Source organism: Acinetobacter sp. YH12076 (genome assembly GCF_013419525.1).
GTDB lineage: Bacteria > Pseudomonadota > Gammaproteobacteria > Pseudomonadales > Moraxellaceae > Acinetobacter > Acinetobacter amyesii.
Window position 1 is genome coordinate 134,429 of the sequence record NZ_VOZY01000007.1, and the last position, 13,408, is coordinate 147,836.

Annotated in this window: 11 protein-coding genes; 4 read left to right on the plus strand and 7 right to left on the minus strand. The window is 37.9% G+C overall.

The genetic code is table 11. The features are described 5' to 3' along the window. Window positions 1-193: 193 nt before the first annotated feature. On the minus strand, window positions 194-1,276 hold the full coding sequence (locus tag FTU22_RS08805; RefSeq protein WP_180094012.1) for a 3-deoxy-7-phosphoheptulonate synthase: 1,083 nt from the start codon (window positions 1,274-1,276) through the stop codon (window positions 194-196). A 700-nt stretch (window positions 1,277-1,976) separates the two neighbouring features. On the opposite strand from FTU22_RS08805, the gene FTU22_RS08810 reads away from it, so the two are divergent. Further along, window positions 1,977-3,560, plus strand: a complete 1,584-nt coding sequence (locus FTU22_RS08810) for an ATP-binding cassette domain-containing protein (protein WP_180094014.1) — start codon at window positions 1,977-1,979, stop codon at window positions 3,558-3,560. Window positions 3,561-3,682: 122 nt separating this feature from the next. Here FTU22_RS08810 and FTU22_RS08815 read toward each other — a convergent pair whose 3' ends face one another. The 3 genes from FTU22_RS08815 to FTU22_RS08825 form a co-directional block, all read right to left on the minus strand. Beyond that, on the minus strand, window positions 3,683-4,852 hold the full coding sequence (locus tag FTU22_RS08815; protein WP_180094016.1) for an acyl-CoA desaturase: 1,170 nt from the start codon (window positions 4,850-4,852) through the stop codon (window positions 3,683-3,685). Window positions 4,853-4,887: 35 nt separating this feature from the next. Then, entirely contained in the window at window positions 4,888-5,907 is a 1,020-nt protein-coding gene (locus FTU22_RS08820; RefSeq protein WP_180094018.1) for a flavin reductase family protein, read from the minus strand. A gap of 290 nt (window positions 5,908-6,197) precedes the next feature. Beyond that, window positions 6,198-7,313 carry an S-(hydroxymethyl)glutathione dehydrogenase/class III alcohol dehydrogenase gene (locus FTU22_RS08825; protein WP_078193885.1) on the minus strand — a complete coding sequence of 372 codons (1,116 nt, stop codon included), beginning with the start codon at window positions 7,311-7,313 and terminating at the stop codon, window positions 6,198-6,200. A gap of 125 nt (window positions 7,314-7,438) precedes the next feature. Between FTU22_RS08825 and FTU22_RS08830 the strand changes: the two genes are divergently transcribed. Continuing rightward, window positions 7,439-8,995: a phospholipase D family protein gene (locus FTU22_RS08830; RefSeq protein WP_180094020.1), complete on the plus strand. Its 1,557-nt coding sequence runs from the start codon at window positions 7,439-7,441 to the stop codon at window positions 8,993-8,995. A 94-nt stretch (window positions 8,996-9,089) separates the two neighbouring features. On the opposite strand, the gene FTU22_RS08835 is transcribed toward FTU22_RS08830, so the two are convergent. Continuing rightward, window positions 9,090-9,758 (minus strand): class I SAM-dependent methyltransferase, encoded by a 669-nt coding sequence (locus FTU22_RS08835; RefSeq protein WP_180094022.1) that lies wholly within the window; start codon window positions 9,756-9,758, stop codon window positions 9,090-9,092. 137 nt (window positions 9,759-9,895) lie between these two features. Between FTU22_RS08835 and FTU22_RS08840 the strand changes: the two genes are divergently transcribed. After that, window positions 9,896-10,333, plus strand: a complete 438-nt coding sequence (locus FTU22_RS08840; protein WP_180094024.1) for a hypothetical protein — start codon at window positions 9,896-9,898, stop codon at window positions 10,331-10,333. A 103-nt stretch (window positions 10,334-10,436) separates the two neighbouring features. On the opposite strand, the gene FTU22_RS08845 is transcribed toward FTU22_RS08840, so the two are convergent. Beyond that, complete coding sequence (locus FTU22_RS08845; RefSeq protein ID WP_180094026.1) at window positions 10,437-11,045, minus strand: uracil-DNA glycosylase family protein; 609 nt, start codon at window positions 11,043-11,045, stop codon at window positions 10,437-10,439. A 39-nt stretch (window positions 11,046-11,084) separates the two neighbouring features. After that, window positions 11,085-11,801, minus strand: coding sequence for an SGNH/GDSL hydrolase family protein (locus FTU22_RS08850; RefSeq protein ID WP_180094028.1), 717 nt, complete (start codon window positions 11,799-11,801; stop codon window positions 11,085-11,087). 217 nt (window positions 11,802-12,018) lie between these two features. Between FTU22_RS08850 and FTU22_RS08855 the strand changes: the two genes are divergently transcribed. Then, a complete protein-coding gene (locus FTU22_RS08855) occupies window positions 12,019-13,383 on the plus strand; it encodes an alpha/beta hydrolase-fold protein (protein WP_180094030.1) in 1,365 nt (454 codons plus the stop codon). Window positions 13,384-13,408 lie beyond the last annotated feature (25 nt).

Genomic DNA, 13,408 nt, shown 5'->3' on the forward strand with positions numbered 1-13,408 from the left:
TATTGTGCATAAAAAGTGTGACTCACTCAAACATAAAATACTGAATTATCAGTATATATTTTAAAATATGGGCCATATTTCAATTTTTACATCACAGTTTACAATAAAGTAAATTTCAAAATAAAAGCCTTAGAACAATCAATATTCTAAGGCTTTGGGCTACATTAATTCAGACTGAGTATGCTCTGGATTGTTAAGCACTACGTTTGATTTGTGATGCACGAAGTTCATTCGCAACCTGTTGAATTAAATCAATGGTTTTGTCCCAACCTAAGCATCCATCTGTTACAGATTGACCATAAGTCATGTCACAACTAATTTTTTGATTACCATCCACTAAATGACTTTCTAACATCACACCACGCACTTGGGTATGCTCACGCTCCGCCACAATTGTACGTAATATTTCAGGTTGCTTCATTGGGTCTTTATGGCTATTACCATGACTACAATCGATCACTAAAGCTGGTAAATCGCCTTTTGCTTTGCTGCGAATTTTGTCTATTTCAGCCAAACTATAATTTGGACCTGTATTGGAACCACGTAAAATCAAATGTGCTTGCGGGTTGCCAACGGATTCTAAAATACACGGTAAACCGGCTTGGCTCATACCTAAGAACTGGTGTGGATGCGAAGCAGATTGAATGGCATCTAGTGCAATTTGGATTGATCCATCTGTTCCATTTTTGAAACCGATGCTGTATGGCATATGACTTGAGATTTCACGATGAATTTGTGATTCGCTGGTACGCGCACCGATTGCACCCCAAGCCAAAAGGTCATCAAAATAACCCGTCGCCATTGGGCTTAAAATTTCAGAGGCGATCGGCAAACCCATTTCAATAATTTGTAAGTACAGCTCACGTGATTTTTCTAAGCCCAACTGCATATTAGATGAACCATCTAAACTTGGGTCATACATATAGCCTTTCCAGCCCACTGTAGTACGTGGTTTCTCAATGTATGCGCGCATCACAAGAAAAATTTGATCTGAAACCTGTGCCTGTAATTGTTTTAATTTTTCAGCATATTCCAACGCAGCAATTGGATCATGGATTGAACATGGGCCGCTAATAATCATTAGACGCGGGTCTTGACCCGTCAAAATATTTTGAATCGTTGCACGATGTGCAGCAATTTGCTCTGCAGCATGAACTGATAAAGGTAATTGTTGTTTCAGTTGATGTGGCAAGCTCAAAAGTGTTTCTTTTGGCTGTGTAGATTTCTGAATTTCTGAATTTTGAGTTTGTTGTAAAGCTGTATTTAGCGCATTCATTGGTTCTATTCCTTTGGACTGTACGTATAAACAGTCCGATCTTTTATCTGAGCGTTATGGGACTTTGGGACTTCAAGGCTTTAGACATAGATTGACTAAAGTAAAACCAATAACCGTTGCTAAAATATGAATTATTTACTGTAAACATGAGATTTCTCCAAAAATATTATAAAAATCAAGACATAAAAAAACCTGATCAGGGTTGCCGATCAGGTATAAACTTGGTGGGCAACCTTTTTCATGCCCGAACGCGTTCAGGCAATTATCTAAACTGCCAGAAGTAATAATATGCGTTTGAGATTAAAGGTTGCTTTAACATCTTGATTTCATCAAAAAGTATCTGTCTGAAAATTAAAATACGCTGTATTCATCGGTTTGACAATAGTTTTTTGCTATTTTGTTGTATTAAATAACGCTGCTGTAAATAATTGCGACCTATTTTTAAAATTTGATGTATTGATTAATAAATAAACATTTATTAGACTGCACAACATTAGGCTGTCTTAAGATTTTTTCCATTTATTTTTAATTCGAGTATTTGCCAATGAAGTAAGCCCTGTTTTTTTCATCATCAAATCCATTTTTTTGATGTGCAAACACATGGCTAATGACTTCGACTGCATTTTCACCAATATTGTCTTTTTTATAGAGTAAAATTAGTTATTTGTATTGCGCATCTTTGCTATCGCAAGGTGCATCTATGACTCAAACGGCTTGTACAATTTCCAAATTTAGCTTGGAATTTCCATCCAAAACACTTTTTAAAAACCTGAAATTTAACCTCAATCAACAGCAACTTTCGGCATGTATTGGTCGCAATGGTTTAGGAAAATCCTGCATCCTTAAAATCTTACATGAGCAAAATCTGAAAGATCTCCCCTATGAAGGTGAAATTTCATGGAATGTACCACATGCCTATTTATCACAATTTTCTCGACTAGAAGCTGACACGATTGCTTCTGCACTCGGTGTTGAAGATTTATATGACTCATTTCAACGTATCGAAATAGGCAGCGCAAGTTTTGAAGACTTTGAGCTGACTGAAAACCAATGGCACCGTCCTGCACTATGGCAGCAACAACTTAAGCAAGCTTCACTACCAACAGATTTAAATTTCCCAGTCGCTCAGCTGAGTGAGGGGCAAAAAACCAAATTGGCATTGTGTGCATTATTTTTAAAAACTGACCACTATTTACTTTTGGATGAACCTAGTAACCATTTAGATGCATCCTCACGCTTATGGCTCATCGATCGTTTAAAAAACCATCCTGCGGGTGCATTCGTCATCAGTCATGATCGAGAATTGCTGCAACATGTAGAGCATATCTATGCTTTAAATGAGTTTGGACTCAGTCATGTTACTGGAAACTATGAAGACTACGTTCAACAAAATGATCTGCAAAATAAAGCCTTACAGCGTAATGCTTTACAACAGCAGCGTGAGTTAAAACAACTCAAATTACAACAACACGAAACACAGATGAAAGCGCAAAAACGAGAACAACAAGGGCGTGTCCTACGCAAGTCAAGCACCCAAGCCAAAGTGTTACTCGATTTTAAAAAGGAACAAGCCGGTCAAAGCCTCGCTTCAGTTCAAACACAACAGCAGAAGCAATTGGAAGAAAAGAGATCTCAACTGATTCAGTCACAGCAACAACTTGAGCATGTCAAAGAGCAGCAATTCGTTTTTCAACATCACGCTGAAAAAACAGGAGAAATCTTAAGAGTTAAACATTTTCATCGCAAAACATCTCAGCACCAGCCTTTCGACTTGGCCTTACAGGCAGGTGAAAAAATTCATTTAAAAGGAAAAAATGGTATTGGTAAATCTACATTTCTAAAGTATTTGAGTCAGACCACATCACAGTCTAGCCATGAAACGTTTTTGTCTGTGCATACCCTGTATTTAGATCAAAACTTGAGTAATTTATCACCTGAACTGAGTGTTTTGGACAATTTGGCAAAGTTTAATCCTGAGGTTTCGTCAACGGAATGGCGTAATCAACTCGGTCAACTTAGAATCCGTGGTCAAAAAGCGGAACTGCCATTTCACTGTTTAAGTGGTGGTGAGCGTTTAAAAGTGACCTTGTTGGGCTTAAATTATTTAACACCGAATATTGAGCTTTTATTGTTAGATGAACCTGAAAGTCACTTAGATATAGAGTCTAGAATGTTATTGGCTCAAGCCATTCAGCATTATACAGGTGCGGTGATCCTCGTTTCACATGATGCTTATTTTGTAGAATCTTGTGGCATTCAGAATAGCGTGCAAGTAGTTGAATAACTCTCGCTCGCTAGATATATCTAAAAAAGCCAAAGTAGATGAACGCTACTTTGGCGAATTTAATGCTTTAGAAATCATCCATTGGAAGCATTAAGGGCAATATTGCTAAACAATACTGTATTTTAACACCCGATTTTCTTCATGATTTTTTGTTTAAGGCGCTGCTGAAGTGAAGCTGAACGTTCCTTAAGCTCGGCACGCCAGTCATTTGGCACTGAACATTTCGCGAGTCGAACCCAAACGCTGGCAAACTGTTTGATAAAACTGGCTTCGTTGTAGTGAATACCATATTCCTCACAAAGTGCTTTAATTTTAGGTGCGGCTTCTGCATAGCGGTTTGCAGGCATATCAGGGAATAAATGGTGTTCAATTTGGTGACTCAAATTACCACTGAGTATATGCAACCATTGTGTTCCACTAAAATTACTGGAGCCACGAATTTGACGGAGATACCACTCTGCTCGAGTTTCATTTTCGGTATTGTCCATCTCAAAGTTTTCCGCATCTTCAGTAAAATGGCCATTAAAGATGACAGCGGAAGCCCATAAGCTACGAATCACGTTGGCTAAAGCATTTCCTGCAAATACAGGAATCGCATTGGGACCTGCAATAAGCGGGAAAAACACATAATCTTTAATCACTTGGCGCTTAATTTTCTGACGTACATCGGCTGCTTCATGCCATACATCTTTCCAAGTTTTGGTTTTATACGCAATAACATCTTCTAAATGTAAACGTTGAATGCCGACATACCACTCAAAGAAAACCATGAGTTGGGCAGCCAATGGAATATTAAAAAGGAAACGTGGCTCCCACTTTTGCGATTCACTTACACGGATTAAGCCATAGCCGACATCATGGTCCATACCGACAATATTGGTATAGGTATGATGCACATAGTTATGGGTATATTTCCAGTCTTGACCTGTGGCAATGGTATCCCAATCATAATTAGCACCATTTAAACTCGGGTCATTTAACCAATCAAACTGACCATGCATCACATTATGACCAAGTTCCATGTTCTCTACAATTTTAGAAATACCCAATAAACCCGTACTCATTAACCAAACTGGTGGAATCCAACCTGCAAACATCAACATGCCACGAGATGCGATCTCACTATAACGGACAAAATTGCGAATTTTATAAATATACGCTGCATCTTTTTCACCTACACTCTGCATGATTTCACGTCGAATTTGCTCAACTTTTTCGCCAAATTCAGCAGTTTGTTCGGGTGATAAATAACGTGACTTACTATTCGGACGAATATATATCGATTGATTCATGATGATGCCCCTGATTTGTTTTTATGCGGCTTGGATTAGAGTTGAATACGTACAGGTGAAATGGCCTGAGAGACACATAACTTGATTTGCGTGTTATTCGCATGATCAATTGCGCCAGTGAGTAAGTTTTTCACTGACCCCTGTAATTTCGTACACGAACAAGTATTACAAATACCCATTCGACAGCCATGCGCAGGTTTTAAACCAGCTTTTTCAGCACTTTCAAGTAAGTTACCTTCTGCCAAAAAATCTTGCTGGGCTAAACTAAAAGTTACAGGTTGAGCAGGTACTGAATCATCAGCAATCATCTGAAAATATTCAGTATTTAAATACTCTGAAAGCTTGAACTCACGATACAGTTGTTCAATGCTTTGCATCATTGGCGCTGCACCACAGGCATAGCAATCTCGCTGCTTAAAATCAGGCACCATGTGATTTAGCACCTCTGGTGAGATATGCAATTTGGTTTTCAGCGTATTAATCCCATGTAAATGTGCATGGTTAGATTGCTTCGCCAGTTGAATCAATTCATCCAAATAAGCATCATCTCGATTGAAATAAATCAGGTCAACCGTACGCCCAAGCTGAATTGCTTGTTTAAACAAAGCCATGATTGAGGTAATGCCACTACCAGAAGCAAGCAGTAAAATTGGTCGATCCGAATTTAGCTTTAGGCCAAACTCACCTTGCGGTTGCGATAATTCAACAACCTCACCTGTTTTTAATTGCGTCAGACAGTTGGACACTTTGCCTTGTTGTTTGACTGCGATTACTACATGACCAGATGTATTGATTTCGACGATGCTATAGCTACGTTGATGCCGTACACCATCCTTTACAACTGTCACCAGAACACATTGGCCTGGTCGATAGTTTGCTGCTTTAAAGTTGTGATTCGCTAAAAAGCTCAGTTCATAAAACCCGATCCCCACACAACGTGATTTGACCAATTGTGCTTTTACACGTTTGTAGGCCCAAATTGCATCAAATTTTTCTGCAATAAAATCAATAAAATCTTGCCGAATCCACTCAGGCTTGTAACTTGTAGTTGTCATTTTTTGCCTCGGATAATGCATTAATATACATTTGTTTTTAAATTATGCTTACCTTATGTTTAGTGCTAATTTCCCACCATGTGAATTCGGGACAAAATCTATCATTTGGCATTTTTTATCATTTTATGTCTAACAATCTGTCACTTTTTGCAAATCCTAATTTGAAGTTTTGATTTGTTATAACGACACAAATAAAAAAACTAGGCTAAAGCCTAGTTTTTAAAACAGTGAAAATTAACGCATTAATATTTAAATAATTAGTCGTTTAATCAAAAATATTTAAATCAATATTAGTCTTCAAAATGTACAACAGAGCGAATTGATTTACCTTCATGCATTAAATCAAAGGCTTCATTGATTTTATCCAGCCCCATAGTATGGGTCACGAATGGTTCAAGTTTGATCTCGCCTGACATGGCTTCTTCTACCATACCCGGTAATTGTGAACGACCTTTAACACCACCGAAAGCAGTGCCTTTCCAAGTACGACCAGTAACCAATTGGAATGGGCGCGTTGAAATTTCTTGACCTGCACCAGCTACACCAATAATCACAGATTGGCCCCAACCACGGTGAGCACATTCCAAAGCAGAGCGCATCACATTGGTATTGCCAATACATTCAAATGAATGGTCGACGCCCCAACCCGTCATTTCTACAATCACTTCTTGAACTGGACGATCATAATCTTTTGGATTAACAAAATCTGTAGCGCCAAATTCTTCAGCCAGTTTGAATTTGTCTGGATTGGTATCTACGGCAATGATACGACCTGCTTTAGCTTTTTTAGCACCTTGTACCACAGCCAAACCAATTCCACCTAAACCAAAGACTGCAACTGAGTCACCTTCCTGAACTTTAGCGGTATTTTTAACTGCACCAAGGCCTGTTGTTACACCGCAACCCAACAAACACACATGCTCATGGTTCGCTTCAGGGTTAATTTTTGCCAAAGACACTTCTGCAACCACAGTATATTCAGAGAATGTTGAACAGCCCATATAGTGATAAATCGGCTGACCATTATAAGAAAAACGTGTTGTGCCATCCGGCATTAAACCTTTCCCTTGTGTCGCTCGTACAGATACACAAAGATTTGTTTTACCCGATTTACAGAATAAACATTCACCACATTCTGCGGTATAAAGTGGAATAACATGATCACCTGGTTGCACTGAAGTCACACCTTCACCGACTTCAACCACAACACCTGCACCTTCATGCCCTAAAATTGCTGGAAATACGCCTTCAGGATCATCACCTGATAATGTAAATGCATCTGTATGACACACACCTGTATGGCTAATTTTGACTAAAACCTCACCTGCTTTAGGTGGTGCCACATCAATTTCAACAATTTCTAAAGGCTGACCCGGTCCAAAAGCAACGGCTGCACGTGATTTCATGTCTAAAAACATCCTGTATGGCTTATAGTAACAGATGAGCTACAGTAACCTCTTTTTAAGCCTAGATACAACCTTAAAACATGATGTTATGATGAATTTTTCAAGGAATGATTAATGCTATTCGAATGATACAATTACGTGAAATAAGTTGTACTGTCGGTTTAACTGTTTTGATCAGCATATTAACTGGATGCAGCTTACCTAGCAATCAGTCAAAAAAAGATGTCCCTATACAATCACATGCAGAAAAATGGATTGCGTCTGCTACGGATTTAGAAAAATTAGAACAAAAACAAACGGCTTATTTAGCATTAGATGATGCCTTCTTAAGCATTGCTTCTCGCCTACATTTGATTCGAAATGCAAAATACACCATCGATTTGCAATATTACATTTGGGAAAATGATGCTATTGGGCATCTGATGTTTCAAGAATTACTGCATGCCGCTGACCGGGGGGTAAAGGTAAGGCTATTAATTGATGATCAAAACGGGACGAAACTCGATCCGACCTTACAAGCCCTTTCAGCACATCCCAACATTTCAATCAAACTATTTAATCCCTATAAATTCAGAAAATTACGTGTCATTGATTATGCATTTCGCTTAAAGCACATTAACCATCGTATGCATAATAAATTAATTATTGCTGATGGTTTTATGGGCGTAACTGGCGGTCGTAACATCAGTAATGAATATTTTGATGCCAGTGAAAGTTTTCAATTTACAGATTTGGACATCCTTTTCTATGGGGAAGCCATTCAGCAAGCCAATCAGGTGTTTTTGAACTTTTGGAATGATGATTTAAGTTATTCTGTTCAGCAATGGATTGGTGTAGGTACAAAAGAAGACTTAAATCAATTAAGACAAACGTACCAAGAAAACTCTACAATGTTGACTAAAGATCAACAGCGCATTAACTATGCACAGCAACAACTGGCGGCTCAGCTTAAACTAAGACCGGTGAATTGGGCTGAAGCTCATTTTATTGCGGATAGTCCGAATAAAATACGTGGTGAAGCCAAAGAACAAGAATTGATTTATAACCAATTTTCTACTTTGATGGGACAACCCAAAGAACGCATGGAATTGGTTTCGGCTTATTTTGTTCCTACGCAACAAGGCACTGACTTTCTGACGGGTCTTGCAGGTAAAAATGTAGAAGTCCGTGTGTTAACCAATTCATTTTTAGCCAATGACGTAGCTGTCGTTCATGCGTTTTATCAGAAATATCGCAAAGACTTACTCGAAAATGGCGTGAAATTATATGAATTCAAACCCTATATAGAACGCTCTAAACGCACATGGTATGAAGTCATGACTGGAAATATCATCCCTGCGAAAGGCAAAAATGCCTCTAGTTTGCATGCAAAATTTTTCGATATTGACGGTATGGTATTTATTGGATCGTTTAACTTTGATCCACGTTCAGCAAATTTAAATTCAGAAGTTGGCCTAGTCGTTAAGTCTGATCGATTACAAAACGATATTTCTGCCGCATTAAACCAATACTTACCGCAAATTGCATATGAATTAAAACTGGATAAAAACGGCGAAATCATTTGGTTAGAGCATCAAAAAAATGGAAAAATCAAAACCTATACCCATGAACCCGAAACAACCCGATTCCAACGATTTAGCATAAAAGCAGTGTCATACCTCCCTATCGAATGGATGATGTAATGACAATGTACTGCTAATTGGTTAGGTTTTTCTCATCGATAATATCTAATAGGAACGATTTAAGCAGTTTCAAGCAACTCAATAATGCTCTTGTTCAGTCTCGTTTATATGAGTGCTGACTTTTGAAAATAACCAAACCATTGATTTCGCCAAGAAATTCCACTTGCCCATAATTGGCTGCTTTCAACGCTGCTAAATGTTCCTCAACTGACATATACAACTCATGGTTTTGCTGAGCATGTGGTGCATATAAATGATCACATACAAAATACACGCCTTGTGTATTTAACAACGTTTTTACAGTCCGATGAAACTCTGCTGCATACGCCTTATGTCTCAATTCATGTAAAGCTTGATGAATAACAATCACATCAAAGGTGCTGTTTTGATTGAAGTGAAGTGATTCTTCCCAATCCGATTGTTTGAAATCCCCTGTTATAAAATTGCATTTTAAGCGTTGCGCTGCACTTAGTTTTCCTTTTGCCAAGTCATGCATAGCTTCGGAAAAATCAAATGCAGTGTAGTGAATATTTGGACAATGATTGATTAAAAACTCAGCCAAATAGTCTGGGCCTGAACCGAGTTCAAGCACGTGCGCATTCGGGTTGAAAGCCAAAATAGAGTCAACATACATTTGAAAGATGTCATAACGCCATGGACGTTTAAGATTGACTTCAGCAGCCCATTGTTTAGCTTCGATTGGATCTTTTAAGTCTATGGGGCTGTGCACATCATTTATGTGAATATTATTTTCACAATTCATTTTCTTAGACTTAATTTAGATAGATTGAATGCTACTTATACATAAAATATCTCAATAAAAGCAAAGGTTTTACTCACACTTGATGATGCTTTAACATCCACCTCTTATTTTGTTTTATCTCCTCCTAAAGTTTTCTAATGCAATTTTTTGATTTAAGCCGCCAATTTAATTTAAGTGATATTTTAACGCCTTTTACAACGCTCTCTGACCTTGGTCATCAAGAATGGTTTTTGTCGAAAGTTCGGGTTGAGCATGACTGCTTATCTGACAATGACATGATTGAAGGCCAAGCTGTGCTTAAATCTAATCACAATATTCAAATTGAGTTGGAATGGTTAATTCAAGATACAGGTCATGAATTACAGCTTTTATTTAAAGGCATTGAAACTGCAGCTAGCGAAGAAACTTTGGTGATCGTGAAAGGCGCACAAATTGTAGATGATGCAAACAAAAAAGTTTCATCTCAGACACTGAGTTTATGGATCGATGGCACTTTACTACCTATGCTGCCGAATATTCGCAAAGAAATTAAAGCTCGTTTAAACCTTTGGGATTATGTTGAATATGATGTCTAAGGAATTGATGTTTATCCATAAGATGCCACGTTTTGAGTATTGAATGTTTGCCTGTTTAAATGAGACATATATTTCAAGGTATCTCACAATAACGTAAACTTCCCTAAAGTAAGCCTATATCTTTAAATAAGCTTTGATAGGCTTCAGCTTTTTTTTCCAGTGCTAGTGGATAAGCTCTAGATGATGATGGCATACGGTATAAAGTCAAATCTCTGCCTGCAAATTCGGTATGAACAGCATGCCCAATGTGTGGTTTTTCCGTATTTTCTGGCATAGAGAGCATTAAAGTATCAGTCGCTTTGTCTCCTGTCGTCATAATACTATGGCAATTAGGCATCTGCCTAAGAAGCTTCGCAATATCGGTTGGCTGATGGAGCTGTAAAAACTTGTCTGATGCATTGCCTTTCAAACGAATCACTTGATAGGCCGTATCAAAAATGCCTATGCCTTTTTGATTTAAAAAATCTCGAATGCGCTGTTCTTTAAAAGTCTTGCTATCTACATTGAGAAAATAATTTTTATCCTGAAAAAAACATAGGCCAAAGATTTTCCACATGTCATTTTGGAAATTTGGATAATAAAAATCCATCTTCCAGCGTGTTTTGGGTGGCGGAAAACTCCCTAGCATCAATAGTTTCCCATTTGATGGCAAAAATGGTGCTAAAGGATGCGTTTCGATTTGCGGATTCGCGTCGGAAATGTCTTTGCTCATGTAAATTTAACTTCGCCCAGTGGTTGAATCATAAAATGTCTATGAAAATTGTTCAGTGATTTGTTTTGCTATTTTTTCAGCCCATAACTGATAAATTTCTTTGCTCGGGTGAAAGCCGTCTTTTGCCATTTGTAAATTTTTTTCACGATATTCTTGTAAATCGTATTCAATTAGCCTCGTATTAGGCTTTGTTTTAATAAAATTTTTTAACAGCGCATTCATCTTCTGAGAATATTGTCCAAACAGCCATGACAATGGAAACGGTAAAGCTGGAAACTCATCCATTGGTGGCACACCTGAAATGATCAATAGCTGTGGTTGAAACTTTTCCTCGACAGCTTGATATAAGCGCTGCTGGAGCTTCAACCACTGGTCTGGCTGTTTTAATGTTGTAACATCATTAACACCAACAGAACTGATCACGACATCAAAGTTCTGCGTAGTGACATTGTCCAAAGCATTGATGATTTGCTGGCTGTTATGCCCCGTTGTGGCTTCAAGGCAAAAGTGAACTTGATAATCAGGCGATAAAATTTTAAGCAATTGTCCCAATAACGCATCCGACTGATGCTCGACGCCGACACCTGCTGCCGCTGAGTCACCAAGGATCAATACCGATAATGGCCGATTACCCTGACCAATCATTCCACAGCGCTCTCCCACCGGTTCTGCTAAACGTGGGGTATTTTTTTTCACACGGTAACCTTGGATCAGTAATGCAGGTAACAGCAGCAGTGTTGATACTTTGAGTAGCATAATATTTAGCAATGATTGAGAGCTTGTCGACTGCATTATTTTAATTAGTTTAAAAAACAAAGCATTGACTCTATTGTTATTTTTCTACGTTTTCTTTTGTTAAAAGTGGCATATTGCTAGTTTTTTATATTAATAATGATTATCATTTATCTGATTTCATTCTAGCTATTTTATTATTTCAATGAAAAAACTTTCCCCACTTTTTTTAGCTTGCTCTATGAGCATTGCTGTTTCTTCTGCTTTTGCCCAAACTCAAAATTCACCCGCTTTAACCGATACAACAGAAAAAAAACATTTCCCCTTTGCTGCTGCATGTGAAGATGTCAAAGCGCAAAGCCAAATATTATTAAACCTACAGCATCAGTTAAATCAAAATCCAAAACAACATGCTCAAATTCTTGAAGATTTTTGGAAGCGTGTAGAGCTTATAGGTACACCAATCATTGAAAACTATGATGAAAAACATGACCGTATAATTTTTTTATGGAAAGGTGCGCAGCATAATGTTCGCCTTATTGGTGGCCCAAGTAATGACCATGAATGGTTAACACGCCTACCAAATACCTATATTTGGTTTAAAGAATCGATTATTGATCATCGTTATATTGGCAGTTATAGCTTTGCTGTCGATTTACCGAACTTAGAAGGCTATCTGTCAAATTATTGTCCGCATCTGAATCCAAAACTTAAAGAATCAAGAATGCAGCGTCGTGCTGTGATACAGGTACAACGGATTGATCCTTTCAATAAAAAGACTTATCTCGCAAGTGATGACACGTCAGGCTTGCGTAATGAAAATTTAGTGGCGCTTAAAGATGCCCCGCCTTTTATTGATCCAAAACAATATCCAAATGTGCACCAGCCCCAATTACAAGAGTTTGTTCTAGACAGCAAAATTTTGAATAACTCACGTAAAATCCAAATTTACCAATCTAAAGCCAAGAAAAATCAAAGCTATATCACCGCTATATTTTTTGATGGTCAGCAATATAACGAGTTGCTGAATGTTCCAAAGGCATTAGATATATTAGTTGAGCAAGGTCAACTGCCGCCAATTCAAGCCATTTTTGTTTCTCCACCGAGAGATCAGGAACGACCGAAAGAATTAACACCCAATGCAAAATTTTCAGCATTTTTTAGTGATGAACTGATGCCTTGGATTCAAAAAAATGCACCTGCAAAAGTCGATTCGAAGAAAACGGTACTACTTGGGTCAAGTCTTGGCGGTTTAAGTTCAGCTTATTTAGCCTTAGAAAATCCAAATCAAATTAGTCACGTCGTACCTTTATCTGGATCATTTTGGTGGCAAAATGAAGCGACAGACCTCCCAAATGGCATGAGTAAAATCATTCGTGATAAAACCTCGCAACCTAAACAGCATTGGTTTATTACTGCCAATAGTTATGAAAGCTCACGCAATAATAATGAACTGAGTATTTTAGAGACTTCGCCTATTGTTGCAGCCGACTTAAAAAATAAAGGTCATGATGTACATTACAAATCGTATATAGGCGGACATTCCTACGCGGTATGGCAAGTTGCCTTGCAAGATGCACTCAAACATTTTTTTGCGCAAAAGTAGTTTATAAACGTTTAGATCATAAAAA

Excerpts from the sequence above, each read along its gene's own strand:
- FTU22_RS08855 (WP_180094030.1), top strand. The coding sequence starts at position 12,019 with ATGAGCATTGCTGTTTCTTCTGCTTTTGCCCAAACTCAAAATTCACCC.
- FTU22_RS08810 (WP_180094014.1), top strand. The coding sequence starts at position 1,977 with ATGACTCAAACGGCTTGTACAATTTCCAAATTTAGCTTGGAATTTCCA.
- FTU22_RS08830 (WP_180094020.1), top strand. The coding sequence starts at position 7,439 with ATGATACAATTACGTGAAATAAGTTGTACTGTCGGTTTAACTGTTTTG.
- FTU22_RS08825 (WP_078193885.1), bottom strand. The coding sequence starts at position 7,313 with ATGAAATCACGTGCAGCCGTTGCTTTTGGACCGGGTCAGCCTTTAGAA.
- FTU22_RS08805 (WP_180094012.1), bottom strand. The coding sequence starts at position 1,276 with ATGAATGCGCTAAATACAGCTTTACAACAAACTCAAAATTCAGAAATT.
- FTU22_RS08845 (WP_180094026.1), bottom strand. The coding sequence starts at position 11,045 with ATGAGCAAAGACATTTCCGACGCGAATCCGCAAATCGAAACGCATCCT.
- FTU22_RS08850 (WP_180094028.1), bottom strand. The coding sequence starts at position 11,801 with ATGCTACTCAAAGTATCAACACTGCTGCTGTTACCTGCATTACTGATC.
- FTU22_RS08820 (WP_180094018.1), bottom strand. The coding sequence starts at position 5,907 with ATGACAACTACAAGTTACAAGCCTGAGTGGATTCGGCAAGATTTTATT.
- FTU22_RS08835 (WP_180094022.1), bottom strand. The coding sequence starts at position 9,758 with ATGAATTGTGAAAATAATATTCACATAAATGATGTGCACAGCCCCATA.
- FTU22_RS08815 (WP_180094016.1), bottom strand. The coding sequence starts at position 4,852 with ATGAATCAATCGATATATATTCGTCCGAATAGTAAGTCACGTTATTTA.
- FTU22_RS08840 (WP_180094024.1), top strand. The coding sequence starts at position 9,896 with ATGCAATTTTTTGATTTAAGCCGCCAATTTAATTTAAGTGATATTTTA.